This is a genomic window from Rahnella sp. NRRL B-41462 (assembly GCF_003263525.1).
In the GTDB taxonomy this organism is placed as follows: domain Bacteria; phylum Pseudomonadota; class Gammaproteobacteria; order Enterobacterales; family Enterobacteriaceae; genus Rahnella; species Rahnella aceris.
Genome location: NZ_JYDF01000022.1, coordinates 47,030 through 72,864 on the forward strand (window position 1 = coordinate 47,030; position 25,835 = coordinate 72,864).

The 25,835-nt window shown below is 49.4% G+C and carries 20 protein-coding genes and 1 tRNA gene; 8 read left to right on the plus strand and 13 right to left on the minus strand.

The genetic code is table 11. From position 1 onward, the window contains the following. Nucleotides 1-143: 143 nt before the first annotated feature. Nucleotides 144-1,424, minus strand: coding sequence for an integrase arm-type DNA-binding domain-containing protein (locus UC14_RS06705; RefSeq protein WP_112197434.1), 1,281 nt, complete (start codon nucleotides 1,422-1,424; stop codon nucleotides 144-146). A gap of 199 nt (nucleotides 1,425-1,623) precedes the next feature. Continuing rightward, nucleotides 1,624-1,708 (minus strand) — tRNA-Leu (locus UC14_RS06710). A gap of 219 nt (nucleotides 1,709-1,927) precedes the next feature. Between UC14_RS06710 and ampH the strand changes: the two genes are divergently transcribed. Beyond that, nucleotides 1,928-3,067: a D-alanyl-D-alanine-carboxypeptidase/endopeptidase AmpH gene (gene ampH, locus UC14_RS06715; RefSeq protein ID WP_013577143.1), complete on the plus strand. Its 1,140-nt coding sequence runs from the start codon at nucleotides 1,928-1,930 to the stop codon at nucleotides 3,065-3,067. A gap of 93 nt (nucleotides 3,068-3,160) precedes the next feature. Here ampH and lptG read toward each other — a convergent pair whose 3' ends face one another. Continuing rightward, the gene (gene lptG, locus UC14_RS06720; RefSeq protein WP_013577144.1) at nucleotides 3,161-4,231 is read right to left on the minus strand and encodes an LPS export ABC transporter permease LptG; all 1,071 of its coding nucleotides are present in this window, start codon (nucleotides 4,229-4,231) and stop codon (nucleotides 3,161-3,163) included. Then, the gene (gene lptF / locus UC14_RS06725) at nucleotides 4,231-5,325 is read right to left on the minus strand and encodes an LPS export ABC transporter permease LptF (RefSeq protein ID WP_013577145.1); all 1,095 of its coding nucleotides are present in this window, start codon (nucleotides 5,323-5,325) and stop codon (nucleotides 4,231-4,233) included. The genes lptG and lptF overlap by 1 nt, the downstream gene beginning before the upstream one ends. 278 nt (nucleotides 5,326-5,603) lie before the next feature. Between lptF and pepA the strand changes: the two genes are divergently transcribed. The 3 genes from pepA to UC14_RS06745 all read left to right on the plus strand — a co-directional run bounded on the left by pepA (nucleotide 5,604) and on the right by UC14_RS06745 (nucleotide 10,564). Continuing rightward, nucleotides 5,604-7,115, plus strand: a complete 1,512-nt coding sequence (gene pepA, locus UC14_RS06735) for a leucyl aminopeptidase (protein ID WP_013577146.1) — start codon at nucleotides 5,604-5,606, stop codon at nucleotides 7,113-7,115. 115 nt (nucleotides 7,116-7,230) lie between these two features. Then, complete coding sequence (locus tag UC14_RS06740) at nucleotides 7,231-7,716, plus strand: DNA polymerase III subunit chi (RefSeq protein WP_013577147.1); 486 nt, start codon at nucleotides 7,231-7,233, stop codon at nucleotides 7,714-7,716. Beyond that, the gene (locus tag UC14_RS06745; RefSeq protein WP_013577148.1) at nucleotides 7,709-10,564 is read left to right on the plus strand and encodes a valine--tRNA ligase; all 2,856 of its coding nucleotides are present in this window, start codon (nucleotides 7,709-7,711) and stop codon (nucleotides 10,562-10,564) included. The genes UC14_RS06740 and UC14_RS06745 overlap by 8 nt, the downstream gene beginning before the upstream one ends. Nucleotides 10,565-10,653: 89 nt before the next feature. On the opposite strand, the gene UC14_RS06750 is transcribed toward UC14_RS06745, so the two are convergent. The 8 genes from UC14_RS06750 to UC14_RS06785 form a co-directional block, all read right to left on the minus strand. Continuing rightward, the gene (locus UC14_RS06750) at nucleotides 10,654-11,685 is read right to left on the minus strand and encodes a LysR family transcriptional regulator (protein ID WP_205569701.1); all 1,032 of its coding nucleotides are present in this window, start codon (nucleotides 11,683-11,685) and stop codon (nucleotides 10,654-10,656) included. 494 nt (nucleotides 11,686-12,179) lie between these two features. Further along, entirely contained in the window at nucleotides 12,180-13,136 is a 957-nt protein-coding gene (locus tag UC14_RS06755; RefSeq protein WP_157962079.1) for a fimbrial protein, read from the minus strand. A 14-nt stretch (nucleotides 13,137-13,150) separates the two neighbouring features. After that, nucleotides 13,151-15,766: a fimbria/pilus outer membrane usher protein gene (locus UC14_RS06760; protein WP_013577151.1), complete on the minus strand. Its 2,616-nt coding sequence runs from the start codon at nucleotides 15,764-15,766 to the stop codon at nucleotides 13,151-13,153. A 47-nt stretch (nucleotides 15,767-15,813) separates the two neighbouring features. After that, entirely contained in the window at nucleotides 15,814-16,503 is a 690-nt protein-coding gene (locus tag UC14_RS06765) for a molecular chaperone (protein WP_112197436.1), read from the minus strand. 62 nt (nucleotides 16,504-16,565) lie between these two features. After that, nucleotides 16,566-17,075, minus strand: a complete 510-nt coding sequence (locus UC14_RS06770; RefSeq protein WP_013577153.1) for a fimbrial protein — start codon at nucleotides 17,073-17,075, stop codon at nucleotides 16,566-16,568. A gap of 54 nt (nucleotides 17,076-17,129) precedes the next feature. Next, nucleotides 17,130-17,645 carry a fimbrial protein gene (locus UC14_RS06775; RefSeq protein WP_015690498.1) on the minus strand — a complete coding sequence of 172 codons (516 nt, stop codon included), beginning with the start codon at nucleotides 17,643-17,645 and terminating at the stop codon, nucleotides 17,130-17,132. Nucleotides 17,646-18,399: 754 nt separating this feature from the next. Continuing rightward, nucleotides 18,400-19,425, minus strand: a complete 1,026-nt coding sequence (locus UC14_RS06780; protein WP_112197437.1) for a M48 family metallopeptidase — start codon at nucleotides 19,423-19,425, stop codon at nucleotides 18,400-18,402. Between the two features lie 3 nt (nucleotides 19,426-19,428). Beyond that, nucleotides 19,429-20,619 (minus strand): YjgN family protein, encoded by a 1,191-nt coding sequence (locus tag UC14_RS06785; protein ID WP_013577156.1) that lies wholly within the window; start codon nucleotides 20,617-20,619, stop codon nucleotides 19,429-19,431. A 260-nt stretch (nucleotides 20,620-20,879) separates the two neighbouring features. Between UC14_RS06785 and UC14_RS06790 the strand changes: the two genes are divergently transcribed. The 4 genes from UC14_RS06790 (at nucleotide 20,880) to UC14_RS06805 (ending at nucleotide 25,346) form a co-directional block, all read left to right on the plus strand. Further along, nucleotides 20,880-21,383, plus strand: a complete 504-nt coding sequence (locus UC14_RS06790) for a GNAT family N-acetyltransferase (protein WP_112151033.1) — start codon at nucleotides 20,880-20,882, stop codon at nucleotides 21,381-21,383. A gap of 44 nt (nucleotides 21,384-21,427) precedes the next feature. Next, complete coding sequence (locus UC14_RS06795; RefSeq protein ID WP_037035108.1) at nucleotides 21,428-22,168, plus strand: MurR/RpiR family transcriptional regulator; 741 nt, start codon at nucleotides 21,428-21,430, stop codon at nucleotides 22,166-22,168. 147 nt (nucleotides 22,169-22,315) lie between these two features. Continuing rightward, nucleotides 22,316-23,848: a PTS transporter subunit EIIC gene (locus UC14_RS06800; protein ID WP_013577159.1), complete on the plus strand. Its 1,533-nt coding sequence runs from the start codon at nucleotides 22,316-22,318 to the stop codon at nucleotides 23,846-23,848. 64 nt (nucleotides 23,849-23,912) lie between these two features. Next, nucleotides 23,913-25,346, plus strand: a complete 1,434-nt coding sequence (locus tag UC14_RS06805; RefSeq protein WP_013577160.1) for a 6-phospho-beta-glucosidase — start codon at nucleotides 23,913-23,915, stop codon at nucleotides 25,344-25,346. Between the two features lie 36 nt (nucleotides 25,347-25,382). On the opposite strand, the gene rraB is transcribed toward UC14_RS06805, so the two are convergent. Next, nucleotides 25,383-25,808, minus strand: coding sequence for a ribonuclease E inhibitor RraB (gene rraB / locus UC14_RS06810; protein ID WP_037035103.1), 426 nt, complete (start codon nucleotides 25,806-25,808; stop codon nucleotides 25,383-25,385). Nucleotides 25,809-25,835 lie beyond the last annotated feature (27 nt).

Consider the following 25,835-nt stretch of genomic DNA (forward strand, 5'->3'; position numbering starts at 1 on the left):
ATCCAATCGGCCAAGATCACTCTGCATATTACTTTGAACCCAGAATCATTTTTCCCATTAAAGCATTCTTTGATACAGGCACTTCGCGGCATTTATGTGCCTTATGGAAGAAACTTACACTCGTACTGGAAGTTTCTATGAAACTAATTTCTCACATAAACCTCTTTTCTTGCATAGAGCCTTGCAAAGTCAAACGGACTAATCCCCTTCTCCCGATTCGCATCAAGAAAATCGGCCCACCACTGCAGCATTAGCCTCCGCTCATCCAAGTGCTCCGCCTTATGAATATAAGACGCACGCACAGAGTTACGTTCCTGATGGCTCATCTGCCGCTCTACTGCGTCCTTAGACCACATCCCTGACTCAATCAACGAACTACATGCCATAGTCCTAAATCCATGGCCGCAAACCTCAACTTTCGTGTCAAAGCCCATAACTCGGAGTGCATTGTTAACCGTATTTTCACTCATCGGTTTACGCGGGTCATGATCGCCAACGAAAATTAAATCGCGATTACCGTTTAGTCGTTTTATTTTCTCAAGGACTGCCAGGGCCTGCCGAGATAACGGGACCAGGTGCGGCGTTCGCATCTTAGATCCACGGTGAGAATGTTTAACACCTTCCAAGGGTTCGCGATCTGCCGGTATCGTCCACATTGCTGTCTCGAAGTCGATCTCTGACCAACGGGCGAAACGCAACTCACTGGAACGGATAAAGACCAGCAGCGTCATCTCAATAGCTAAACGAGTCAGCGGTCTGCCGGTGTAGGTATCGATACGATGAAGCAGTTCAGGGGTACGGCTAAGTTCTAAGGCGGGACGATGCTGCCGTTTTGCTGTAGCAACGGCTCCAGCCATTTCCTGCGCGGGATTGTAGTCGGTCAAACCACTTTGTACGGCATAGCGCATGATTGCTGTTGTGCGTTGTTGTAGACGCGAAGCCACCTCAAGACGTCCAGACTTCTCTACGGCTTTTATGGGTGCCAGTAAATCTCGAGTCTTAAGTTCAGTGATGTTGTGTTTACCGATGGCCGGGAAAAGAAAGTCTTCCAGCGTTTTCAAAACACGGTTGCTGTGATCCCTAGACCACTTCTTATTAGTCGCATGCCATTCTCTGGCAACCACTTCAAAGGTGAAGACTTCTTTAGCCAACTCTTCTTTTACCGCACGTTTTTGTTCGCGGGGGTCAATGCCTGCCGCAACCAGTTTTCTGGCAGCTTCTCTTTTATGTCTGGCATCAGCCAGAGATGTCTCTGGGTAAACGCCAAAGGCCATCAGGTGTTGCTTGCCGCCAAAGCGAAAGCGGAAACGCCAATATTTAGAGCCGTTAGGGTGTATCAACAAAAACATGCCATCGCCGTCTACTAGCGAGTATTCCTTTGCTTCAGGTTTTGCCGAACGCACCTTGGCATCAGTCAGGGCCATGATGGTATTCCTTCCATGTGCTGCCGTGAGTATATAAGCATTATCGAACCAGCATATATACTCGGTTCTATACTCACAAGCATGTTGATGTGGGGTAACTCAGATTGACGTCGGTTGACTGAAATGCGGGGCAAAGCCTTGCGGGGACTGGATTTTAGGCATAAAAAAAGACCTCAGTTGAGGTCTATTTACATACTAATGGTGCCGAAGGCCGGACTCGAACCGGCACACCTTGCGGCGGTTGATTTTGAATCAACTGCGTCTACCGATTTCGCCACTTCGGCACTGAAAGTAGTATGCGGAAAACGTGGGCATTATACCCAGCCCAGCCGGTCACGCAATAGTTATCCCGCCTTGTTCGGTTTAAGTGTTGAAAAAACAGTCATACACCGCAGCTCAGTGAGGATTTGCTGACAAAAATCTTCTGTTTACCCACGTTTTTCCAATGCCGTTTCTCAAACTTCGCATTAGTATACAAATCACGAATAGATCTTGCCCTGTTGATGGATACCAGCTTGTTGAAAAAACTCTCACTTTCGCTCCTCGCGCTGGCCTTCGCCAGTACGCCTTTATGGAGCCACGCGCAGCAGAATGCGCGTCTGGCGTCGCAGGTCGTGGATGACCATGCAGAACACATCTTTTACGGCAGCGGCGCGATGGGAATGGCGCTGGTTGTCGTTGATAACAATCAGCAGGTTTTCCGCAGCTTCGGGGAAACCCGTCCCGGTTCCGATGTGCGACCGCGTGAAGACTCTGTGGTGCGTATCGCCTCGCTGACCAAACTTATTACCAGTGAAGTGCTGGTAAAAATGGCGCAGCAGGGCAAAGTCAGTATTAACGATCCGTTGCGTAAATACGCCCCGGCCGGTGCCCGCGTTCCTGCTTACAGCGGCACAAATCCGATCACCCTGTTGAATCTCGCCACCCACACCAGCGGTCTGCCGCGCGAGCAGCCGGGCGGTGTCGCACATCGTGCCGTCTTCACCTGGCCGACTAAAAGTGATCGCTGGAGCTGGCTGAGTGTCGCCAAACTGACTGTGCCGCCGGGTGCACGCGCCTCTTACTCAAATCTGGCGTTTGACCTGCTGTCCGATGCATTATCGAAAGCCGCTAATCAGCCTTATACCCAGTTGCTGCGCGAGCAAATCACTCAGCCGCTGGGCATGGTCGATACCACGCTGACGCCAAACGCCAGCCAGTGTTCACGCCTGATGGAAGGTCTGCGTCCGAGCCCGTGTATCAACACTATTGCGGCAGCAGGCAGCGGGGGGCTTTATTCCACGCCTGCCGATATGGGCCGCTGGATGCGTCAGTTCCTCGGGCAACGCACTACGACCGCCGATATGGCGCAGAAGATGTATTACAAGCGTACGGATCTGGTCTCGCTCAAAGGAATGGATGTACCGGGAATGGCGGACTCGCTGGGAATGGGCTGGGTAACGATGGCGCCGACGCCGTTGCTGCCACGTATCATTCAGAAAACCGGCGGCGGTGGTGGCTTTATCACGTATGTCGCGATGGTGCCGCAGCGCGGTGTAGGCGTGTTCGTGGTTGTGACCCGCAGCGAACTGACCAAGTTTAAAAATATGAGCGATGGCGTGAACAATCTGGTGGCCGATCTGGTGCGTAATAACGAGATCTGACGGCTCAGTTCTCAATATTCAGAATTCAGAATTCAGATGTAAAAAGCAGGCCTCTGTAAAGAGCCTGCTTTTTGTTTATCTGTACTGCCGGATTTAGCGTTTTTTCAGCAGTAAGAACATGCTGATGACGAAGAACAGCCCGCTCGGCAGCAATGCGCCCAGAATCGGCGGAATGCTGTAAACCAGGCTTAACGGGCCGAATATCTGGTCAAGCACGTAGAACAGAAAACCGAAGCAAATACCGGTCACCACGCGCACCCCCATCGGTACGCTGCGTAAAGGCCCGAAGATGAATGACAGCGCCATCAGCATCATCACCGCAACCGACAGTGGCGAGAAGATTTTACTCCACATATTCAGTTGGTAACGTTTTGCTTCCTGCCCGCTCTGCTTCAGGTATTTCACATAGTTGTGCAGGCCGCTGATCGACAATGCGTCAGGGTCGAGCGCAACCACACCGAGTTTGTCCGGCGTCAGGTTGGTTTTCCATACGCCGGTCAGCGTCTGCGAACCGGTGATTTGCAGTTGATCCGTCAGATCAGATTCATCCACCTGAGAGAGTTTCCACTCACCATTATCAAAGGTCGCGGATGACGCATAACGGACTGACTGCAGTTTATTCTCTTCATTGAAATGATAGATGTTGACGCCGGTCAGCTCTTTTTCACCCGCCACGCGTTCGATGTAGATAAAATCGTGACCGTCTTTTGCCCACACTCCGTTTTGCGTGGAAAGCAGTGAGCCACCGTACATCTGTTGCGCACGGTAGTTACGCGCCATTTGTTCGCCCTGCGGCGCAACCCATTCTCCGATCGCCATGGTCAGCAGCACCAGCGGGATCGCCGTTTTCATCACGGAGGCGGCAATCTGCATGCGGGTGAAACCGGATGCCTGCATCACCACCAGCTCGCTGCGTGTTGCCAGCGTGCCGAGGCCCAGCAATGCGCCCAGCAGCGCTGCCATCGGGAAGAAGATTTCGATATCCTTCGGTACGCTCAGCAGGGTGTATAAACCTGCGCCAGCGGCGGAATATCCGCCCTGCCCGACTTTACGCAACTGATCGACAAACTTGATGATGCCGGAGAGTGACACCAGCATGAACAACGTCATCATGATGGTGTTGAAAATAGTGCGACCAATGTAACGGTCTAATACGCCAAACATCAGGCAGCTCCTCTCAGACGCGCGCGGATCTTGCGAACCGGCAAGGTGTCCCATGCATTAAGCACCAGTGCCAGTGCAAAGTAGAGCAGGTTGGTTCCCCACATCCAGAGCATCGGATCCAGCTTACCTTTGGCACCGTTGGAGCGCAGCGAGGTTTGCAGCAGGAAGAAAATCAGATACAGCAGGATCGCTGGCAGCATACTGAGTACACGCCCCTGACGAGGATTCACCACGCTGAGCGGAACCACCAGCAACGCCATAATAAAGACTGAAACGATCAGCGTTAAACGCCAGTTCAGCTCTGCCCGCGCTTCCGGTTCGTTGGAATTCCAGAGTTGAGTCATGGTCATCTGATCCGACTGATTAGGGTCAAGCTGTACAGCCTGATGCCCGATAACCGCCAGATAATCGGTGAAATCCGTCACGCGGAAATCACGCAACAGCGCAGTGCCTTCATAACGGGTGCCTTTATCCAGCATCACCTGCTGGGAACCGTCCGCACGCTGCAACATATGTCCTTTATCAGCGACCACAACGGAAGGCCGCTGGTTGCCGTTCGGCCGCAGTTGAGCCAGGAAGACGTTATGGAATTCCTTCCCTTTAACACTGCCAACGAACAGCACCGCATTGCCGTTCTGGGCTTGCTGGAACTGGCCTTCGACCATCGCGGCCATGCTCGGGTTGGCTTTCGCCTCCGCCAGCACTTCATCCTGATGTTTCGACGACCACGGGCTGAGCCAGATCGCATTCACGCCAGCAAAAACTGACGTAAATAGCGCCAGAACCAGCGCGGCGATGACCAGTGACCGTTTTCCAAGACCACAGGCGTGCATGACCGTGATTTCACTGTCGGTATAAAGTTTACCGAGCGTCATCAGCAGGCCGAGGAACAGACTGAGCGGCAGAATAAGCTGCGCCATCTCCGGAACGCCAAGGCCCAGAAGTGAGAGAACTAAATTTGTTGGGATATCGCCATCGACCGCTGCTCCGAGCACTCTGACCAGCTTCTGACAGAAGAAGATGAGAAGCAAAATGAACAGAATGGCAAATTGGCTCTTGAAGGTTTCCCTAACCAGATATCTAATGATGATCACGCTTAATACGCCTGTGAAAACTTGTCTTTTTGAAGGAAAATCGCTAGTTTCATCGCTAATCCGTCATTTATTCTCATCATATGGCAACCTTCGCAGCTAAAATAGTATTACAACACCGAGAATTGGGGTGTCCTATAGGAACTTGCTTATAGCCGCCAAAATAAAAACTAACGCCGTTTAAGGTTAACACAGGTCGTTAACACAATGACGGGAGAGTGTCTCCGGCGACTCATTCTAGCCGTACCTCCCGCCCTTGTCTTTAAGATTCAGGAGAGTGCATGGAGTTCAGCGTAAAAAGCGGTAGCCCGGAAAAACAACGCAGTGCCTGTATTGTAGTCGGCGTTTTCGAACCTCGCCGCCTGTCACCGATTGCCGAACAACTCGATAAAATCAGTGATGGCTACATCAGCGCCCTGCTTCGCCGTGGCGAACTTGAAGGCAAAGTGGGCCAGACCCTCTTACTGCATCATGTACCGAATATTCTTTCAGAACGCATTTTGCTGATTGGGTGCGGCAAAGAACGCGAGCTGGATGAGCGCCAGTACAAGCAGGTTATCCAGAAAACCATTAACACCCTGAACGACACCGGTTCTATGGAAGCCGTTTGCTTCCTCACCGAGCTGCACGTAAAAGGCCGTAATACTTACTGGAAAGTGCGTCAGGCGGTCGAAACCTCCAAAGAGTCGCTTTACACTTTCGATCAGTTGAAAAGCAACAAAACCGAGCCGCGCCGTCCGCTGCGTAAAATGGTGTTCAACGTGCCGACCCGCCGTGAACTGACCAGCGGTGAGCGCGCCATTCAACACGGTCTGGCGGTGTCAGCAGGTATTAAAGCCGCAAAAGATCTCGGCAATATGCCCCCGAACATCTGTAACGCCGCATATCTGGCATCACAGGCCCGTCAGCTGGCAGATGCGTTCAGCACCAACATCACGACCCGCGTTATCGGCGAGCAGCAGATGAAAGAGCTGGGAATGAATGCGTATCTGGCGGTGGGTCAGGGTTCGAAAAACGAATCACTGATGTCGGTGATGGAATATAAAGGAAATCCTAACCCGGACGCTAAGCCTATCGTGCTTGTGGGTAAAGGTCTGACCTTCGATTCCGGCGGTATTTCCATTAAGCCCGCTGCGGATATGGATGAAATGAAGTACGACATGTGTGGCGCCGCAGCCGTTTACGGTGCGATGCGTGTGGTGGCTGAACTCAATCTGCCACTGAACGTCATTGGCGTGCTGGCAGGCTGTGAAAACATGCCTGGCGGTCAGGCATTCCGTCCGGGCGACATTCTGACCACCATGTCCGGCCAGACTGTCGAAGTGCTGAATACGGACGCCGAAGGCCGCCTGGTGCTGTGCGATGCACTGACCTACGTTGAGCGTTTCGATCCTGAGCTGGTGATTGACGTCGCTACGCTGACCGGTGCCTGCGTGATTGCGCTTGGCCATCACATCACCGGTTTGCTGTCGAATCACAATCCGCTGGCGCATGAACTGATCGGCGCGTCCGAACAGGCGGGTGACCGTGCATGGCGTTTGCCGCTGGCTGATGAATATCAGGAACAGCTGGATTCTAATTTTGCGGATATGGCAAACATCGGTGGCCGTCCGGGTGGTGCGATCACCGCCGGTTGCTTCCTGTCGCGTTTCACCCGCAAATACAGTTGGGCACATCTGGATATCGCCGGTACCGCATGGCGTTCAGGCAAGAACAAAGGCGCAACCGGTCGTCCGGTTGCGCTGTTGTCACAGTTCCTGCTCAACCGTGCAGGGCTGGATGGCGATGAGTGATTCCTCTGCTAAATAAGATATAATCTCCACTATCAGGGTCTGGTTCGCCAGCCCCTCCACAGGCGGGCGCACCAGTTGCGCCCCTGTTTTTTCTCAGCAGCACAGTGAACTCATCATGAAACAGGCAACCTTCTTTCTTCTCGATGCGCCGGACGCCAGTGGCGAGCTCAGCTCGCACGAAGCACTGGCCTGTCTGGTCGCCGCTGAACGTTACCGGATGGGCAAACGTGTTCTGCTGGCCTGTGAAGATCAGAAACAAGCTGAGCGCCTGGATGAAGCGCTCTGGCAACGCGAGCCGAACCACTTTGTGCCCCATAATCTGGCCGGTGAAGGCCCGCGTTTTGGTGCGCCGGTAGAATTATGCTGGCCGGGAAAACGCGGCAATGCGCCACGCGACTTGCTCATCAGCCTGCTGCCTGAGTTTGCAGATTTTGCTACTGCTTTCCATGAAGTGGTAGACTTCGTTCCTTACGAAGATTCCCTTAAACAACTTGCGCGCGAACGCTACAAAGCCTATCGCAGCGTGGGTTTCTCTTTGACGACGGCCACGCCGCCCTCAGTCACCACATTGACCGACGAAAATACGAAGCGAAATGGATAAGACATATAACCCGCAAGACATCGAGCAGCCGCTTTACGAGCACTGGGAACAACAGGGCTATTTCAAGCCACATGGTGACACCAGTAAAGAAAGCTTTGCCATCATGATCCCGCCGCCGAACGTCACCGGCAGCTTGCACATGGGTCATGCTTTCCAGCAAACCATCATGGACGCCATGATCCGCTATCAGCGCATGCAGGGGAAAAATACTCTGTGGCAGGCGGGGACTGACCATGCGGGTATCGCAACGCAGATGGTGGTTGAACGTAAAATCGCCGCTGAAGAAGGCAAAACCCGTCACGATTACGGCCGTGAAGCGTTTATCAACAAAATCTGGGACTGGAAAGCAGAATCCGGCGGCACCATTACCCGCCAGATGCGCCGCCTGGGTGATTCCGTGGACTGGGAGCGTGAACGCTTCACGATGGACGAAGGCCTGTCTGACGCCGTGCGCGAAGTGTTCGTTCGTCTGTACAAAGAAGACCTGATTTACCGCGGCAAACGTCTGGTGAACTGGGATCCGAAACTGCGTACCGCGATTTCCGATCTTGAAGTGGAAAACCGCGAATCCAAAGGTTCCATGTGGCACCTGCGTTATCCGCTGGCTGACGGCGCGAAAACCGCTGAAGGCAAAGATTACCTGGTGGTCGCCACCACGCGTCCGGAAACCGTGCTCGGTGATACCGGCGTTGCCGTTAACCCGGAAGATCCGCGTTACCGCGATCTGATCGGCAAAGAGATCATTCTCCCGCTGGTAGGCCGTCGTATTCCGATTGTTGCCGATGAACACGCCGATATGCAAAAAGGTACGGGTTGCGTGAAGATCACCCCGGCGCATGACTTTAACGACTATGAAGTCGGTAAACGTCACGGCCTGCCGATGATCAATATCCTGACTTTCGATGGTGACATCCGCCAGACCGCTGAAATCTTCGATACTAACGGCGAAGAAAGCGATGCATGCGCCAACGATATCCCTGAGCAGTTCCGTGGCCTTGAGCGTTTTGCCGCACGTAAAGCCGTGGTCGCCGCCTTCGACGAAGCCGGTTTGCTGGAAGAAATCAAACCTCACGATCTGACCGTACCTTACGGTGACCGTGGCGGCGTAGTTATCGAACCAATGCTGACTGACCAGTGGTACGTGCGCACTGCACCGCTGGCGAAAGTTGCGGTGGAAGCCGTTGAGCAAGGCGACATTCAGTTCGTGCCGAAGCAATACGAAAACATGTACTTCAGCTGGATGCGTGACATTCAGGACTGGTGTATTTCCCGTCAGCTTTGGTGGGGACATCGCATTCCGGCGTGGTATGACGCCGAAGGCAACGTGTTTGTTGGTCGTGACGAAGCGGAAGTGCGCAGCGAGAACAACCTGGGCGCAGACGTCGTGCTGACTCAGGACGAAGACGTGCTCGACACCTGGTTCTCTTCCGGTCTGTGGACCTTCTCCACACTGGGCTGGCCAGAACAGACGCCTGACCTGAAAGCTTTCCACCCTTCAAGCGTGGTCGTCAGCGGCTTCGATATCATCTTCTTCTGGATCGCGCGCATGATCATGATGACCATGCATTTCGTGAAAGACGAAAACGGTAAGCCACAGGTTCCGTTCCACACCGTGTATATGACCGGCCTGATCCGTGACGACGAAGGGCAGAAAATGTCCAAGTCCAAAGGTAACGTTATCGATCCGCTGGATATGATTGACGGTATCTCGCTGGAAGATCTGCTGGAAAAACGTACCGGCAACATGATGCAGCCGCAACTGGCAGAGAAAATCCGCAAGCGCACCGAGAAGCAATTCCCGAATGGCATCGAACCGCACGGTACTGATGCCCTGCGCTTCACGCTGGCGGCACTGGCGTCTACCGGCCGTGACATCAACTGGGATATGAAGCGTCTTGAAGGCTACCGCAACTTCTGTAACAAGCTGTGGAACGCCAGCCGCTTCGTGCTGATGAACACCGAAGATCAGGATTGTGGCCTGAACGGCGGCGAACTTGAGCTGTCACTGGCTGACCGCTGGATCCTGGCGGAATATAACCGCACGGTGAAATCTTACCGGGAAGCGATGGATAACTACCGCTTCGATCTGGCTGCCAGCATTCTGTATGAATTCACCTGGAACCAGTTCTGCGACTGGTATCTTGAGCTGACCAAACCGGTCATGAACGGTGGCAACGAAGCGCAACTGCGTGGCACCCGTCATACGCTGGTGGAAGTGCTGGAAGGTCTGCTGCGTCTTGCGCACCCGATTATTCCATTCATCACCGAAACCATCTGGCAGCGCGTGAAATCGCTGAAAGGCATCACAGCAGAAACCATTATGCTGCAGCCTTTCCCTGAGTTTGATGCAGCAAAAGCGGACGAACTGGCGCTGGCCGATCTCGAGTGGATCAAGCAGGCGATCATCGCTATCCGTAACGTGCGTGCCGAGATGAACCTGTCTCCTGCCAAGCCACTGGAACTGCTGTTGCGTGGCGCGAGTGCGGATGCCCAACGTCGTGTGGAACAGAACCTGAGCTTTATTCAGTCTCTGGCGCGCCTGGAGTCCATTACCATTCTGCCTGCTGGCGACAAAGGCCCGGTCTCTGTTACTAAGCTGGTGGAAGGTGCGGAACTGCTGATCCCAATGGCCGGTCTGATTGATAAAGATGCCGAGCTGGCACGTCTGGACAAAGAGATGGCGAAACTGGACGGCGAGATTGCTTCCATCGAAGGCAAGCTGTCTAACGAAGGTTTTGTGGCGCGTGCGCCGGAAGCGGTTGTCGCCAAAGAGCGCGAACGTCTGACGGCCTGTGGTGAAGCGAAAGTGAAACTGGCGGAACAGAAAGCCACGATTGCTGCGCTGTAATCTCAGCCAGATGTAAATGTTAAAATCTATAAAAACAGATGCCAGTCAGGGAAACCTGACTGGCATTTTTTATTCCTGCTACACCCTGATTAACGCGGGGAATTATTCTGAAATTCCTGCAAAAAAGTATCTGTCATTTTTCTCACCAGCGTTGAGAAAAACTGGTTATTAAGTGCTGCTTTATTGTAAACCATATAGACCGGTTGAGAAGGCAACGTCATATCCGTCGACAACTTCTGGATATCAAAAGCATTTTTCATTTTTTCATAGAAACGTTCTGTGATAAAAGCCAGCATGTCGGATGTTTCTACCATCGAGATAATGGAGAGAAATGAAGGGCTGATAAACCGACATTTCCTGTCAACTTGCAGCAAAGTATTAACATCCAACCTGTTAGATAAAAGACTAGTACTCTCGGAATCAACGAAAATATGGCTCTCTTGCGCAGCCTGCTCCCTTGACAGGCTCCCTCTAAGGCGAGGATGCGATCGGCGGCAAATCATCACCGGCACTTCGCTGGAAATATGCTGGCTAACCCGGGAATGGCTAACGTGCGGATGAACGTCAAAAATGATGTCAGCCTTACGGAAAATCAGAGCATCTTCAGTTTCAGCAATCGAATTGCCGCTCGTGCTGTGCACTATTTCACAGTCGGGTGCAATTTCATCCAGTACCTTGCGCATCACGTTTATCGTAAACATTGAAATGTAAGGTGAGCAGTGAACAACAAGTCGGGTCGGCAGAGAATCAAACGAGATATTCTGCAATTTCGCCACTAAATTGTCGTAAGCCTCCGCCAGGCCTTCGTGTATCCCGATCGCAACGGTGGTCGGTGCCAGTGCCTTACCATCCCTGATGAACAATGCATCATTATAATGAACACGTAAGCGCCCCAGTGCCTGACTGACAGCAGAAGGCGTGATGCCAAGGGCATCTGCGGCTTTGGTTCCGCTACGATGAATAAAAACAGCCTCAAACGTAGTCAATAAATTGAGATCAAAATTTTTCACCATTTTAAAACGATCGGTGAGTGTGTTCTCTTTCATCCTGTCCAGTCCCCTGACCTCTGGTGAAATACGAGAGTTCGTATTCTCAACATCAATCATAGTCAAGATACTCAATTTTGGTCTCCTTACCAGCAATTAAATTTCATGTATCACTCTGTAAAAATAAGGTTTTTGTCTAAAAAAACAAATAATGCCTTTCATTAACACCACGGTATATAAAGTAAATAGCAGGCTGCAAGACAGTTTTAGTTAAACCTTACTTAACTATACCTTTAACAAAGTTAAAGTAAAATCCACTTTTTTTTATAAAATATATTTTTTTCTTATAAATTTTCTATGATTCAAAAAGATATAACCATAATTAACTTTTCTGAAAAATATATTCAGCAAATAACACGAATTGAACCTCATTTTAAGCATTGTCGTTTTCGCCAATACGACTCGTCTCCTGTCCATCCCGATAAATGGAAAAATAAGGCGTGTTATCGGGACGAGTGTGATTTACTCATCTGCCATTTGGGGCGGGTGGTGGTGTGTACGAATCTTCACATTGAAAAAGAAACAACGAAGCCCCCAGTTTTCACCAGGGGCTTCGTTGTTTACCGCAATTAATTATACTGGATAACAAATGCTGCAGTGGCTTTCAGTTCGCCCCCCGTGATCTGCTCGTCAGTTTGTACATAACGTGCCTGCAACGGAATAGTGACATCCATTTCCTGGGTTGTGTTAACAATATTATAAGAAGTATTAAAATCCAGATCCTGGCCATTCATTGCCAGACGGATCCCAAGTCCTTTTGCTTCACTATCTGAAGAAACAGGAATGATATTATTGCGACCTTCATTATTGAATACGCGGAAATAGACCGGTGTATTGGCACCGCAGGTAAGACGGATATTTGCATTAGCCGTTTTACTCGATTCACTGCCGATACCATCAAAGTCCTGATTACTCACCGGCGGCATAGGAACCAAGATGGATGAGGAATCGATAAAATCACAGCCAATTTCACTAATTGTCGCAAAAAAATTGTATGACCCTACTTTGTATTGGTTGCCACTATCATCATGTAAATACACGCTAAACAAAACGCCAATTATCCAACCCGGCGTAACCGTGCCGGTTTTCAGAAATTCAATATTGACCTGAGGCGACATGAGAGGTGAAACCGCGCTCGTTCTGAGAACGGTTGAATCATTGTTGACCACCTCTCCGTCTATTTTAACTCTGAAACCGATTCCTTCGGCACTACCTTCACCGGTCCCGCTTCCGAAAATATTATTTCCCATAGGCGTACGTGTGGCTTGCGTTTTAATAGTATAGAAGTAGGTACCAGTGCAAGAATCGGCAAATTTCTTCCCCCCTGCCGGATTGGCATTGGTATAGAAAACACTGCCTATGGGTGTTTCACGAGTTATTGGCAAAGTGCCTACACTCGTACTGAACCTATTTTCAGATTGCACATTCTGACACCCCGCGCTTGCGGCAAAACAGGTCAAAGCAATGGCAATGAATAACCCCACATTACATATCGATTTCAATAAAGGAATATTCTGTCTGTTCATTATCTTTCTCATAATTATTTGCATTGTGCAGAGGCTTGCTTGATCAAATCTTCAGCAGTTTCCGGGGTGCTCGCGAGTTGATAACTGGCATAGCATTGCTTCTCTGTGCCATTACCCCATTTCGCCAACAAGCGCCCTTGTGCTGCCAGCCCGGTCAGATAGACCTCGCCGTTCTCACCAACAATGCCTGTATTGTCTGTTTCGCTGTCCATGACAGAAACTACAGTACCGAACGGCAATGGTGCACCTGCGTAAGTCATCGTAATTAACGCACGATCGCCTACTTTGGCATTATATTTCGCCAAGACGACTGCGCCCTTGGTCGGTATAACGGTTAATGAAGGTTCTGCAATATCCAGTTTCGAACCCATACTTTCGGTTCTTAGCCTCACTTCATTTTTCTTGTACGGCTGAGCGTAAGGTACGACAGCATAACCACGCCAGTCGGTACTCACACCCGTACTGTTTTCAATGTAAACATCAGATGCCCCAGGTGCTTTAACAAGCGTCACACTGTCGCCCATATATTGAGAAAGCGTTACACCATTTTCATGTACTAATACGCCACCTGACAGGCCATAGGTCATTTGTTTATTTTGATCGGTATAGCTATACCCCACCAGCGCTTCACCGGATGAACCTTTATAATCTAATGAGGAAGACCCTGAGGCACCGCCGCCTTTATTTTCATAACCTTGTTGAACGCTATAACTAAGGTTATTATTTTCAAGTAATGTTCCATTAACACCCGCTTGCTGTGTTGTTGAACCATCTTTACGCGAAGTCATATTATAACTTGCCCAGGCCTGAGATGAATTCATGAATGCGCTGAACGGAATAGACATATTAAATGCCAGAACCTGATCGGATTCATCAATACCCGGGTTTTTGGTATAACTATAATTCAGGCCATAAGTCATACCTTTAAATGAGCTGGTTAATCCGGTTTGTAATGACAGTTCTTTGCCATCGCCTCCCCAATAATCTTGTTCACTGGCGCTAAAATAAATCGTAGCAAGGTCGGCGATATTCTGATTAATGCTGGCCTGAATTTTACTGCGAGCATTATGGGTACGATTAAACTCGTCCAGCCCGTCTTCCGTTTCTGCGCTAAATTTCTGCACATCGTCAAAGGAATAATATCCTTTGGTGGAATAACGATAACCAGCAAGTTGCAAGTTGGTATCGGTTTGATCGATATTTTTCGCATACATGAGGCGGTAGGATTGCCCGGTCTTATCACCGATACCCTCAAGGGTACTGACTGCATGGGTGACGTCTAAAGACAACGCACCAATTCGGCCCATATCCATACCCAGGCCCGCCGATGCGGCCTTATAATTATCGGCAAACTGTGTGCCACCATAGGCAGTGATGTTTGACGAAAGACCATAAATTGCGGTCAACTGGCCAAAATAAGGCTCTTCTACATCTTCCACGCCAGAACGATAGCGACCTGCCGTGGCGCTGTATTTCAGACGCCCTTCACGTTGCAGGATTGGCACTGAACTGGTGGCCTGAGTGTATTGCGTTGTCGACCCATCGGCCTCTTTGATTGTTACTTTCATATCCCCACCGTTACTGGAGGGATAGAGGTCAGTAATCGAAAACGGTCCAGGTGCCACGTTCGTTTGATAGATGGTGTAGCCATCCTGCTCGATAGTCACCTGAGCGTTACTGCGCGCGATACCGCGAATTATCGGCGCATACTGGCGTAAACGGTCCGGCAGCATATTGTCATCAGAAGATAATTGCGCACCAGTGAACTGGACACTGTCGAAAACTTCACCCGGCGAGGAGTATTCACCGAGCGTCAGTTGCCCGCCCTGCAGGAAACGCACATCGCGTTGCAAATAGGTTTGAATTGAATCCCATGATTGCGTTTTATCGCCATCATCATTGGTATTATCAGCATAGGTTGAATAATTACGTAAACGCCATGCACCAAGGTTAATTCCGCTACGCAGGTTCAAATAGTTAGATTGCGAGTCACCGCTGATCTCATCGTCAGTATCGGAGCCGGAATAGTTATAGTTCACCATTAACGCAGGGATACCGTCATCCCAAAGAGAGGGATCTACAGCATTTCGGATATGTGGCCGAACGCCGATTTGAGGGACAGTAATGTAATACTTCCCCCCTGCCAGATCGAGTTTTTCTGTGGCGTCTGGTATATAGGTTACCAGCGGTTTTTCCAGCGTCTGACCTGGAGATTGCGTTTTTAATGCCGGGAAAACGTCGTCTTTTACACCATACTCATAGAGTTGCGCAGGCGTCACTTTACCGAAAATCTTCCCCGGTGAATCAGGAACATCAACGAAGATAACAGAGCGTCTTTCAATTAACTCATTATTCAGGAAGACATCCACAGAATAAGTGCCAGGTGCTTGCCCACCTTCATTGGCAAAATAATTAAGATCGACGCCATCCATGTTACCGCCGTTGCCGACAGCTTTGAGCATTTCCGCACTAAATTCTTCTGCTGCAAAAGAATTATAATTAAATGCCAATAAAATTAATAAGGGCAGACTTTTTAGTTTGAATATCTGCTGTACTCCGCAATGATTAACAGTCCCGAAAAAAAAAGAGTGTTGTTTTTTCCTTGCAGAAAATCCTTTTTCGTCCTGCATTATTCTTCCTTATTAAAAATGGTGTTGAGCGATCTTATTTTTCAAATTTAAATTTTGGCATGACTTAGTTTTGAGATTCCGCCGTAATCATCAATAACCGTCCAGGAGACGTCATTACCCATAGGCGCTTTTTTTATTTTCGTACTTGCCAAAGGCGGAACCATAACACTTTCAGTTACTGGTGAGTTGTTTACAGTAATTTTACCGAATGAGACGTAATATGGCGTAGGGTTAGTCACAGTTAGACCTTCGCCCGAGCGGCTGAATTTAACCTTTGAATATATATCTTTTAAATCTTGATTGTTTAACGCGGCAGGACGATAAATCAATTTCAATCGGTTATTCACTGAGAACTGTAAGCTACCGCCTTCATCACTTTTCTTTTGTGATGGTGGTATCACCAGAACATTCATCCAGTAAATTGATTCCCGATCTTGTGGCAAACCAGCGGCAGATTTCAGCGCAATACGAATAATGCTATTTTGGTTCTTTTCAATTCTGAAAAGTGGCGGGGTAGCGATAAAGGGTATGCTTGCTTTACTTTCATCCTCAAAATTGCTGACCCAGGAGCGGACCAAAAAAGCTGAGTCGATGCCTGTATTATTAACAGAAAGCGATGTTTCTTTCATATCACTGGAGAAAACAACTCGCGTAGCACCCACTGTTACACCAGCGGTAGCCTGAAAAATAAAACATAACCCTAACAGGCCACATATAAAAATGGCTGCACGTTTCATACAATACCTCGAAAAAAAACGGAATAAGTCACCTTATTCCGTATATTTATTAAGATTCAAAATTATTGATAAGTAATTTCGAACGGAAGATTAAGAGTCCAGGAGCCGGTGCCAACATTACTAGTCTTGGTACGAGTCAGAGCAGCAACATAGTTAAGGGTGTTATCCCCTTCAACCAGGGCAGCCGGCATATCAGTATTTGGAACCTGAAGAGTACCATCGGCTGCTTTGATGATAGTACCTACAGCACTAGGAGTTGCATCAGTAAACTGGTTAGAGGTACTTGAGTTGCCTTTAAACTTCACGTTTGCGCTCGTCACGGATGCAGGGCAACCACGCAATACCAGACTAAATGGCTCTGATGCACCCGGAGTAGTTTCACCAACAGCTAATGCATTAAGGGTAGATGCTGCTACTTTCTCAATAGTTACAGTCAAATCTTTTGACTCCAGAGAACAAGCAGTAGATTTAACGGTACCGGTAAAATTAAGTGTACCATCAATAGCGAATGCAGCCTGAGAACTCAGTGCAGCAAATACAAATACAGCTGCTGAAACCATTTTCATTTTCATGAGATAATCCTTTATATATTCAAATATCAGCGAATTAAAAATTCACTTATTTTATTAATTGTAAGACAGAGTGAAACTGGTCGTTGCATCAAATGCGCCACCAGTTACAGATTCGCCCACTTTAACCGGAGCTGCTTTCAGGTTAATTACTGCGGTACCCAGTTCTGGATTTACAGCCACTGGGTTCGATTCTGTCTGAACTGCCAATTCGCTGCCATCTTCGTTATACAGACCAATACCAAAGCCCGTTGCTAAAGAAGAATCAGATAATTTCAGTAATTTATTGTTGGTGACGTCTTTATCACCGTTGGTGGTCAACTTCACATTCGCTACGGCCGGGCAACCGGTCAGGTTAATCGTGATGTCTTGTTTTGCAACGGAGCCATCAACAATTGCACTGCCTGAAACATCACCAAATGCGATCGGTGCAAGTTCACCATCAACCGTACATGCACCGGCAATAATTTCACCTTTGAATTTCAGGCTACCAGACTCATCTGCCGCATGAACACTTGCAGCAGCCAGGCCTGCAGCTAACAGACCCACTTTAAAATAGGTATTCATTTTCATCAACATATCCCTTTGCTTTTTGAGTTTACATTTCATAGACAGTACTGTCCGATTTAATAAAGCAGTAAGTTCTGTAAAATAATTACGCGCCCTTACTTCTGGGGCAGATAATAGTGCATCACAGGGATAACAATACAGCCGATCTCCTTAATTAATATTTTAGTAAAGTTAACGAACAATGTTTTAACCTTGAATTACATGCAAAAACCTATATATTCGCAAACAAAAATACTAGTAATTAAATAACTTTAGAACATACACCACATTAAATGTACAGACTAAACAATACCAGTACCTCGCATTATCCAGTTGAAATATAATGGGATATTTCATAACAGCGCGGGAGGCAATCCGACGAAAAAGTATCAACGGGCATGACAGTAAAAAAATTAGCGGAGTGCCTAAAAAACAATATGTTATTAAAGCTGGCCAATCAAAACCGGAAATAAATGTTTATTATAAATAATAATAATTATAAAAATCATCAGAGGAAATAGAAAATAGGATGAAAAGATAATAAAAACAAAAGCACAGTTCTGGAAGTAACGCTGATACCCGCAAGTCTTATTAACGACCTGATCAGTTTTTCCAAATTGTTATCTTCGCCCGACTTTGCTTTTTCATCTGAAGTCGTTGAGTTGAAGATACTTAATGCTATCGGCGAATGCAGTCGCGAATTTTACGGTGACCTACGAGTAAGACTTCACGTTCTGACGGGTTCTTTCGCGGACCCGTCAGAGGTTTTAGATCATCACTACTCCTTTGCCGCATCCCTGATATGCCCGATACGTGACTGCATCGCAGGATGTGTGCTGAGCCAGTCAGGTAACACGCCGTCCGCTTTCTCCTTCTGCGATTCTGCGGATACCCTGCTGTATATTTCCGCCATTTGCTCAAGCGAGCGCCCTTCCCGCTTCATTTCTGCTATCGCCCAGTTATCCGCTTCACGCTCCATACCGCGGGAAAATTGCAGTTCATTCGCCAGCGATGCCGTTTGTAATAAGGTATCGCCAATGCCGCTGACATCTCCGGTCATCCATAACAGCGTGAGGGACACCAGCGAGGAACGCACCAGCATGCGCATGGGATGCCGGTAAGCGTGATGTCCCATCTCATGCAGCATTACCCCTGCCAGCGCGTCATCACCCGGGCTAAACGCCACCAGTTTATCGCTGAGGATCAGCGTGCCGTCAGTCAGCATGAAAGCGTTAGCCACATCGGGAATATTCATCAGCTTCAGCCGGACCGGCGTACGGTCGGTGCGTAATGACGGCGGGATCACCTGCTGGAAAAGCTGCTGAAGTGCTTTCTGTTTATTGGCAGGCAACGCCGAATCCCGGAAATCACTGGCGCTGAGCAGTGTCAGCGTATGACGCCCGAGGTTTTGCTCAACAGTGGTGGGAATTCGCTGCGCAATCACATTGCTGGCCCACGGCAATAAACCGTAGATATAAAAGAAAATCAGCAGGCAGGTCGCCAGTAAGGTGAGGAGCACCCCGCGCTTATGGCTTTCCATGCGGTATACCCAGCCGGGCCGGCGATGCTGCCGTAACCAGTGACGAAATGCACCGTCATCGGCAGGCACAAAACGGCCGCCATCGGGAAAAGTGAGAAACAGCGGGATCGTGCCCAGCGCATCAGAAACCTCGATCTCGCTGAGAGAAAAAGTCGGGTTCAGGTTTTCAGTTTCCAGCGTCAGACACGGGTCGCCGCCCAAAAAAAGGCGGGCAGCCTTGCGAGCTGCCCGTCCAGGAGGCTGATAAAAGCCTTCAATGATCATGCATTACATTCCGACGCCAAGGTCGAACGCCTGAGTCACTTCTTCTGCCACTGCCGTGTTGGCGGTGTCAGCATGCGCCTGAACTTCCAGCAGGGATAAATCACCGGTCACCGCCGTGCAGGCTGCCATATAGCGGGCGGAACGGACATGGGCGACAGGCGTTGCGAGCCCCAGCGAGCAGACCACAATCAGCGCATTGGTGAACAGCAGACCCAGATAAGACATCGTTTTCATGGATGAACGCAGTTTCACGCGGTCACCGATTTGCGTCTGGTTAAAGACGTAATTGCGCACAGCCACCACCTGATAGCTCGCCACCACCAGCGCGCCGACAAACATGATGATGAAGGCCAGAATGAAGCTGAATAAATTGCTCATCAGCATCATGCCCGCCATGTCTTCAGACATGCCCCCCATATAAGCCATCTGTAACAGCGTAGTGAAGAAGGAACCCATCAGCCACAGGGCGATGATCAGGAAAGGCAGGAATAACACAATGCCCAGCAGGCTATATTTAATAAATGCGGCTTTTTTCAGATCAGCGCGGAAAGCGGTATTGCCGAAAAAGAGATTATTCACATACAGATCGTGTGTCATGGCGCTGATAATACCCTGCACCGCTGCCACACCCGGTACCAATGCCACCGCCACTAATACCACGCTGATCAGAATCGCGCTGATACTGGCCATCTGAACGGCAATTAATACCACCGCAGTGATCGGAATATACAGCGCCAGCATTAACAGAATCGGACACAGATACATTGTCCAGTACGCGCGGCCTGTTTTGCAGTGATAGTTAAAACGCACGCCACGGTAACTGGTCATGATCGCGTTATAACGCCAGCTGCGGATAATCACCCAGGGCAATAGCGCGAGGAAAACCAGCGCAATCAACAGAGCCAGCTGAGGCAGCAGTGCGGCCAGAATATAAAAGACGATAATGCCGCCAATCACCAGCAAACGTCCTTTCAATATCTGAACGGGTTTTGCGTGGTAATCAAAACGGTCGCCATTAATTTCGGTATTACCGAGGAAATAACGACGACGGCGAACGGTCGCCCATGCCGAATAAATCCCCAGAGTGATGATGGTTAATAATGCATTAACCAGCCATATTGCGAAATACTCTCCGCCCTTGCCATGAAAACGTACCTGATGCAGGTTATCGTTATATTGATTATTATCTGACATTTTTATCTTTCGTCCTGAAAGGAATGGGAAGCCGCCCTTCTTAAAATAAAGAAAGGTGGCAGAGCACATTGTGTAACGATGAAGATTTAATCATGTCTCTGACCTTTCAGGCAACGAATTATTCCCTCTGCCAATGAAAAAAATTCGCATTTGGGATAAGTAAAATCATCGGGAAACGCCTGCGGCGTTGCATCAGCACGCCCTAAAATGGTATTAAAACGGTCTGTTTGTTTGCCTGTTATTGAAACTGAGTGAGTAACATGACGACCTCCCTTCCTGTCAGCGTGCGGGTGCGCCCGATACGCCATGAAGATAACGCTGCCATCGCTAACGTGATCCGCCACGTTTCTGCCGAATTTGGCCTGACCGCCGATAAAGGCTATACCGTCGCTGATCCGAATCTGGATCACCTGTTTGAAGCCTACAGCCAGCCCCGTTGTGCCTACTGGGTGGTAGAACTGGACGGGGTGGTCGCGGGCGGTGGCGGCGTCGCACCCTTATCCGGTGCAGATAACGATCTGTGTGAATTGCAGAAGATGTATTTTATGCCAGCACTGCGCGGTCAGGGGCTGGCAAAACGACTGGCCTTACAGGCCATTGAACATGCACGCCAGCAGGGCTTTGCCCGCTGCTATCTGGAAACCACCGCCAGTCTGACCCAGGCGATTGCGCTGTATGAACGTCTGGGTTTCCATCACATTGACTGCGCCCTCGGCAACACCGGCCATGTTGATTGTGAAGTGACGATGTTAAAACACCTCTGACACCGTTGACGTTCTTTATTCGCGCTTTGCAAACAGGCATCTGAATGTTCACACATAAAGCCATTTCCGCGTTAAACGAACTGGAACTGACGGTCTACAACTACATCGTCAAAAACGGCGATAAAGTCATGTACATGACCATTCGTGAACTGGCGGATGCCGCAGGTGTCTCGACCACGACAGTTTTGCGCTTCTGCAAGAAAATGGATTGCGACGGTTATTCCGAATTTCGTATCCGTTTCAAGTTGTTTTTAGAGCATGAAGAAAAGCCACCGGTGTCGTTTGGCATCAGTGAGATCATCAGTTATTTCAAAAGTATTAATAACAGTGAATTTGATGAATTATTAGAAAAGGCCGCCCGCCAGATTGCCAATGCGCAGCGTATTATATTTGTCGGCGTCGGGACATCAGGTTCATTAGGAAAATACAGCGCACGCTTTTTCTCTAATGTCGGAAAATTCAGTACCTTTATTGATGATCCTTATTTCCCGATCAACAGTGATATGTATAAAGACGCTATCGCTATTATTCTTTCTGTCTCGGGTGAAACGGAAGAAGTGCTGCGTTTTGCTACGCAGTTCAGCCAGCATAATTGCAAAATCATCAGCCTCACTAACAGCGAGAACTCAACACTGGCGCGGCTTGCAGACCTCAACATCTCTTATCACATGCCGCAAATAGTCCTCGAAGGACAATATAATATTACCACGCAGATCCCGGTACTTTATATTATTGAGACCATCGGCAAGAAATTACCGTTAATAAAACGTGACTCAGCGCAATGAAAAAACAGGGTGTTTTTAATAAGTAACAAATCACCCGATTTGATTTTTGTTATATCGTGACAATACCTTTTCTTTTGCTACACTCCTGCCGACGAGTAAAAAAACAAAAAAGCTCACCTCTGTATTCCCGCAGGAGAATAATAAACAATGGCTATTGATTACGCTCAGACCGCTCAGGATATTGTTAAATATATTGGTGGCGATAATAATGTGATTAGCATCACACATTGCGCCACACGTTTACGCTTTGTTCTGAAAGATAATAAAGCCGTCGATAAAGAAGAATTAAAACGAGTGAAAGGCGTTATCACCGTTATCGAGGCCGGCGGACAAATGCAGGTGGTGATTGGCAATCACGTGAGCGACGCGTACAAGCAGGTGCTGAAACTGATCCAGATTGATGAAAATGCACCGGTTTCTGCACCGAATGTGGGTATTGTCAGCCGCGTCATGGACGTGATATCCAGCATCTTTACGCCTTTCCTTTATCAGCTTGCCGCCTGCGGTATTTTGCAGGGGATTATTTCCTTCCTGGCTGCCATCGGCATTATGGACGCCAGCAGCGGTACCTACCGTATTCTTAATTTTGTGTCGTGGACGGCCTTTACCTTCCTGCCGGTGATGATTGCTTTCACCGCCGCGAAAAAATTCAACGTCAATCCTTTCACCGCAGTCATTACAGCCTGCGCGCTGATCAGCCCCGATTACATGAATATGCTGACGGCCTTTAAGATCACGTCGATCAACTCCGCCGATCCGGCCATGCAGCAACTGATGCGTGAAGCGGTCAGTAATCCTGATATTGCGAATATCCTGCAGAACGTGGTCGGTATTCCGGTTTCCGCACCAACGCTCGATTTCCTCGGTATTCCGGTGAAATACCTGAGCTATACCGCGTCGGTTATCCCGATCATTCTGATGGTCTGGGCAATGTCTTACATCGAGCACTTCTTCAATAAAGTGCTGCCGGTGGTGATCCGCAACCTGTTCACACCGATGTTCTGTATCGCGATTATGGTGCCGATGACCCTGCTGGTGTTTGGCCCGGTCGGAAACCTGATTGGTGGTGCGATTGGCGGCGTTTATAACACTCTCTACCACCTGAGCCCGACCATTGCAGGTTTCGTGGTGGGCGCATTCTGGCAGCCGCTGGTCACACTTGGCGTTCACTGGGGCATTACGCCGGTCACCGTCGGCAACTACGCGACGCTGGGTTACGACACTTTTACCGGCCTGCAGGCTTCTGCCGTCTTCGCGATGACCGGCAGCATGTTTGGCGTGTATCTGAAAACCCGCAGCCGCGAAATGAAAGGGATCTCATTGTCTGCGGGCGTCACCGGCCTGTTCGGTATCACTGAACCCGCTATTTATGGTGTGGCGCTGCGCCTGAAAAAACCGTTCCTGTGCAGTTGTGTCGCAGGCGGGATTGGCGGTGCGATTGCCGGTTCCTTTAATGCAGTTTCATGGAGCTACTGCCTGCCGGGGATTGCCGTACTGCCGGTGTTCTTCAAAGAAGGTCATATGCCACAGTTCCTCGGTTTCCTGTTGTCCATTAGCGTCGCCTTTGTGCTCGGTGCGTTGTTCACCTGGCTGGTTGGTTTCAAAGATGAACCCGATGTTACCGCGACCCAAAAAGTACCGGCAGAAACCCGTCGGGCTGCGCAGGCGGAAATGAATTAAATCTGACATTACGATCTACAGGGCAGAAGCAATCTGCCCTCATCAAGTATCCAGGGAGAATCAAATGAACCATCAGTTACCGAAAGATTTCTTGTGGGGCGGCGCGGTAGCGGCGCATCAGGTGGAAGGCGGCTGGAACCAGGGCGGCAAAGGCATCAGCATTTGCGACGTCCTTTCCGGCGGCGCGCACGGCGTTGACCGGGTAATGACCGACGGCGTGCTTGACGGCTACAGCTATCCGAACCACGAAGCCGTCGATTTCTACTCGCACTACAAAGAAGACATCGCGTTGTTCGCCGAAATGGGTTTCAAATGCTTCCGCACCTCGATTGCCTGGACGCGTATCTTCCCGAACGGTGACGAATTACAGCCAAACGAAGCCGGTCTGCAATTTTATGACGATATGTTTGATGAGTTGCTCAAACACAATATTGAGCCGGTAATCACCCTCTCCCACTTCGAAATGCCGTGGCATCTGGTGAAGGAATACGGCGGCTGGAAAAACCGTCAGGTCGTCGATTTCTTTGTGCGTTTCAGCCAGGTGGTGATGGAGCGTTACAAAGGCAAAGTGAAATACTGGATGACCTTCAACGAGATCAATAACCAGCGTAACTGGAAATATCCGCTGTTCGGTTATTGCTGCTCCGGCGTGGTATTTACCGAGGAGGAAAATCCGGAAGAGACGATGTATCAGGTGCTGCATCATCAGTTCGTGGCCAGCGCTAAAGTGGTGAAACTTGGCCATGACATCAACCCTGATTTTCAGATTGGCTGCATGATCGCCATGGTGCCGCTCTATCCGTTCTCCTGCCATCCTGACGACGTGATGTATTCCGTTGAAGCAATGCACGAACGCTTCCTGTTCAGCGACGTCCATATGCGCGGTTATTACCCGGCGTATGCGCTGAAAGAGTGGGAACGTCGCGGCTTCAACATCAAAATGGAAGATGGCGATTTACAGGCACTTCGCGATGGCTGTGCGGATTACATCGGCCTGAGCTATTACATGAGCAACGCCATTTCAGCGCACAATCCGAGTGATGATAATGGCTTGTCAGGTTTTGCGGGCAGCGTGCCGAATCCGCATGTGAAAGCGTCTGACTGGGGCTGGCAGATTGATCCCGTCGGGCTACGTTACACCCTGAATATTTTGTACGAGCGTTATCAGAAGCCGCTGTTTATTGTCGAGAATGGCTTTGGTGCGATCGACAAAGCGGGTGATGACGGCGTCATTCACGATGATTACCGCATTGCGTATCTGAAAGCACACATCGCGCAGATGAAAAAAGCCGTGCTGGAAGACGGCGTGGATCTGATGGGTTATACGCCGTGGGGCTGCATCGACTGCGTGTCGTTTACCACCGGGCAGTACAGCAAACGTTATGGCTTCATTCACGTCGATAAAAACGATGATGGCAGCGGCACAATGGCACGCTCGAAAAAGGAGAGTTTCGGCTGGTATCAGAAAGTGATTGAGAGTAACGGGGACGTGCTTTAATTAACGCCTCCCCCTGCGAAGGGGGAGGCATTCAGATTAATGACGTTTTCCGTCATCATCTTCATCAACGAAATCTTCGTCTTCGCCTTCTTCACCTTCTTCGTCGTCATCGCCTTCGAAGTAAGTGCCCCAGCCGTCATAGTTGACGCCGTTGGCCTCGGCCAGATTCATCAGTTGCTCAACCTGGATGTCGATCAACTCCGCTTTCAGCGCGATTTCACTGATCACGTCGCAGCACATCACGGTTGAACCATCTTCCACTTCCAGTTCTTCAGCGTCAGTGACTTCATAACCCAGTTTGAATGCTTCAACTGCTGCTTTCTCCAGAACTTCAAACTTCTCTGAAGATAAGTGGTGTTCGATAGTGTAAAGCGCGTCAGGATCACTGCCATCATCCAGCAGTTCTTCGATGATTAAGCGAGTCTCTTCACGTTGTTCTTCCAGCAATTCACGGTTTGCCATATCTCTGTCCTCAATCAATGTGACGTT

What these genes read in the sequence shown, in the direction of transcription:
- UC14_RS06800 (WP_013577159.1), top strand. Translation starts at nt 22,316, where the DNA reads ATGGCTATTGATTACGCTCAGACCGCTCAGGATATTGTTAAATATATT.
- UC14_RS06765 (WP_112197436.1), bottom strand. Translation starts at nt 16,503, where the DNA reads ATGAAACGTGCAGCCATTTTTATATGTGGCCTGTTAGGGTTATGTTTT.
- UC14_RS06705 (WP_112197434.1), bottom strand. Translation starts at nt 1,424, where the DNA reads ATGGCCCTGACTGATGCCAAGGTGCGTTCGGCAAAACCTGAAGCAAAG.
- UC14_RS06780 (WP_112197437.1), bottom strand. Translation starts at nt 19,425, where the DNA reads ATGATCATTGAAGGCTTTTATCAGCCTCCTGGACGGGCAGCTCGCAAG.
- UC14_RS06805 (WP_013577160.1), top strand. Translation starts at nt 23,913, where the DNA reads ATGAACCATCAGTTACCGAAAGATTTCTTGTGGGGCGGCGCGGTAGCG.
- UC14_RS06760 (WP_013577151.1), bottom strand. Translation starts at nt 15,766, where the DNA reads ATGCAGGACGAAAAAGGATTTTCTGCAAGGAAAAAACAACACTCTTTT.
- ampH (WP_013577143.1), top strand. Translation starts at nt 1,928, where the DNA reads ATGGATACCAGCTTGTTGAAAAAACTCTCACTTTCGCTCCTCGCGCTG.
- UC14_RS06740 (WP_013577147.1), top strand. Translation starts at nt 7,231, where the DNA reads ATGAAACAGGCAACCTTCTTTCTTCTCGATGCGCCGGACGCCAGTGGC.
- UC14_RS06795 (WP_037035108.1), top strand. Translation starts at nt 21,428, where the DNA reads ATGTTCACACATAAAGCCATTTCCGCGTTAAACGAACTGGAACTGACG.
- rraB (WP_037035103.1), bottom strand. Translation starts at nt 25,808, where the DNA reads ATGGCAAACCGTGAATTGCTGGAAGAACAACGTGAAGAGACTCGCTTA.
- UC14_RS06775 (WP_015690498.1), bottom strand. Translation starts at nt 17,645, where the DNA reads ATGAAAATGAATACCTATTTTAAAGTGGGTCTGTTAGCTGCAGGCCTG.
- UC14_RS06745 (WP_013577148.1), top strand. Translation starts at nt 7,709, where the DNA reads ATGGATAAGACATATAACCCGCAAGACATCGAGCAGCCGCTTTACGAG.
- pepA (WP_013577146.1), top strand. Translation starts at nt 5,604, where the DNA reads ATGGAGTTCAGCGTAAAAAGCGGTAGCCCGGAAAAACAACGCAGTGCC.
- UC14_RS06790 (WP_112151033.1), top strand. Translation starts at nt 20,880, where the DNA reads ATGACGACCTCCCTTCCTGTCAGCGTGCGGGTGCGCCCGATACGCCAT.
- UC14_RS06785 (WP_013577156.1), bottom strand. Translation starts at nt 20,619, where the DNA reads ATGTCAGATAATAATCAATATAACGATAACCTGCATCAGGTACGTTTT.
- UC14_RS06755 (WP_157962079.1), bottom strand. Translation starts at nt 13,136, where the DNA reads ATGAACAGACAGAATATTCCTTTATTGAAATCGATATGTAATGTGGGG.
- lptG (WP_013577144.1), bottom strand. Translation starts at nt 4,231, where the DNA reads ATGTTTGGCGTATTAGACCGTTACATTGGTCGCACTATTTTCAACACC.
- UC14_RS06770 (WP_013577153.1), bottom strand. Translation starts at nt 17,075, where the DNA reads ATGAAAATGAAAATGGTTTCAGCAGCTGTATTTGTATTTGCTGCACTG.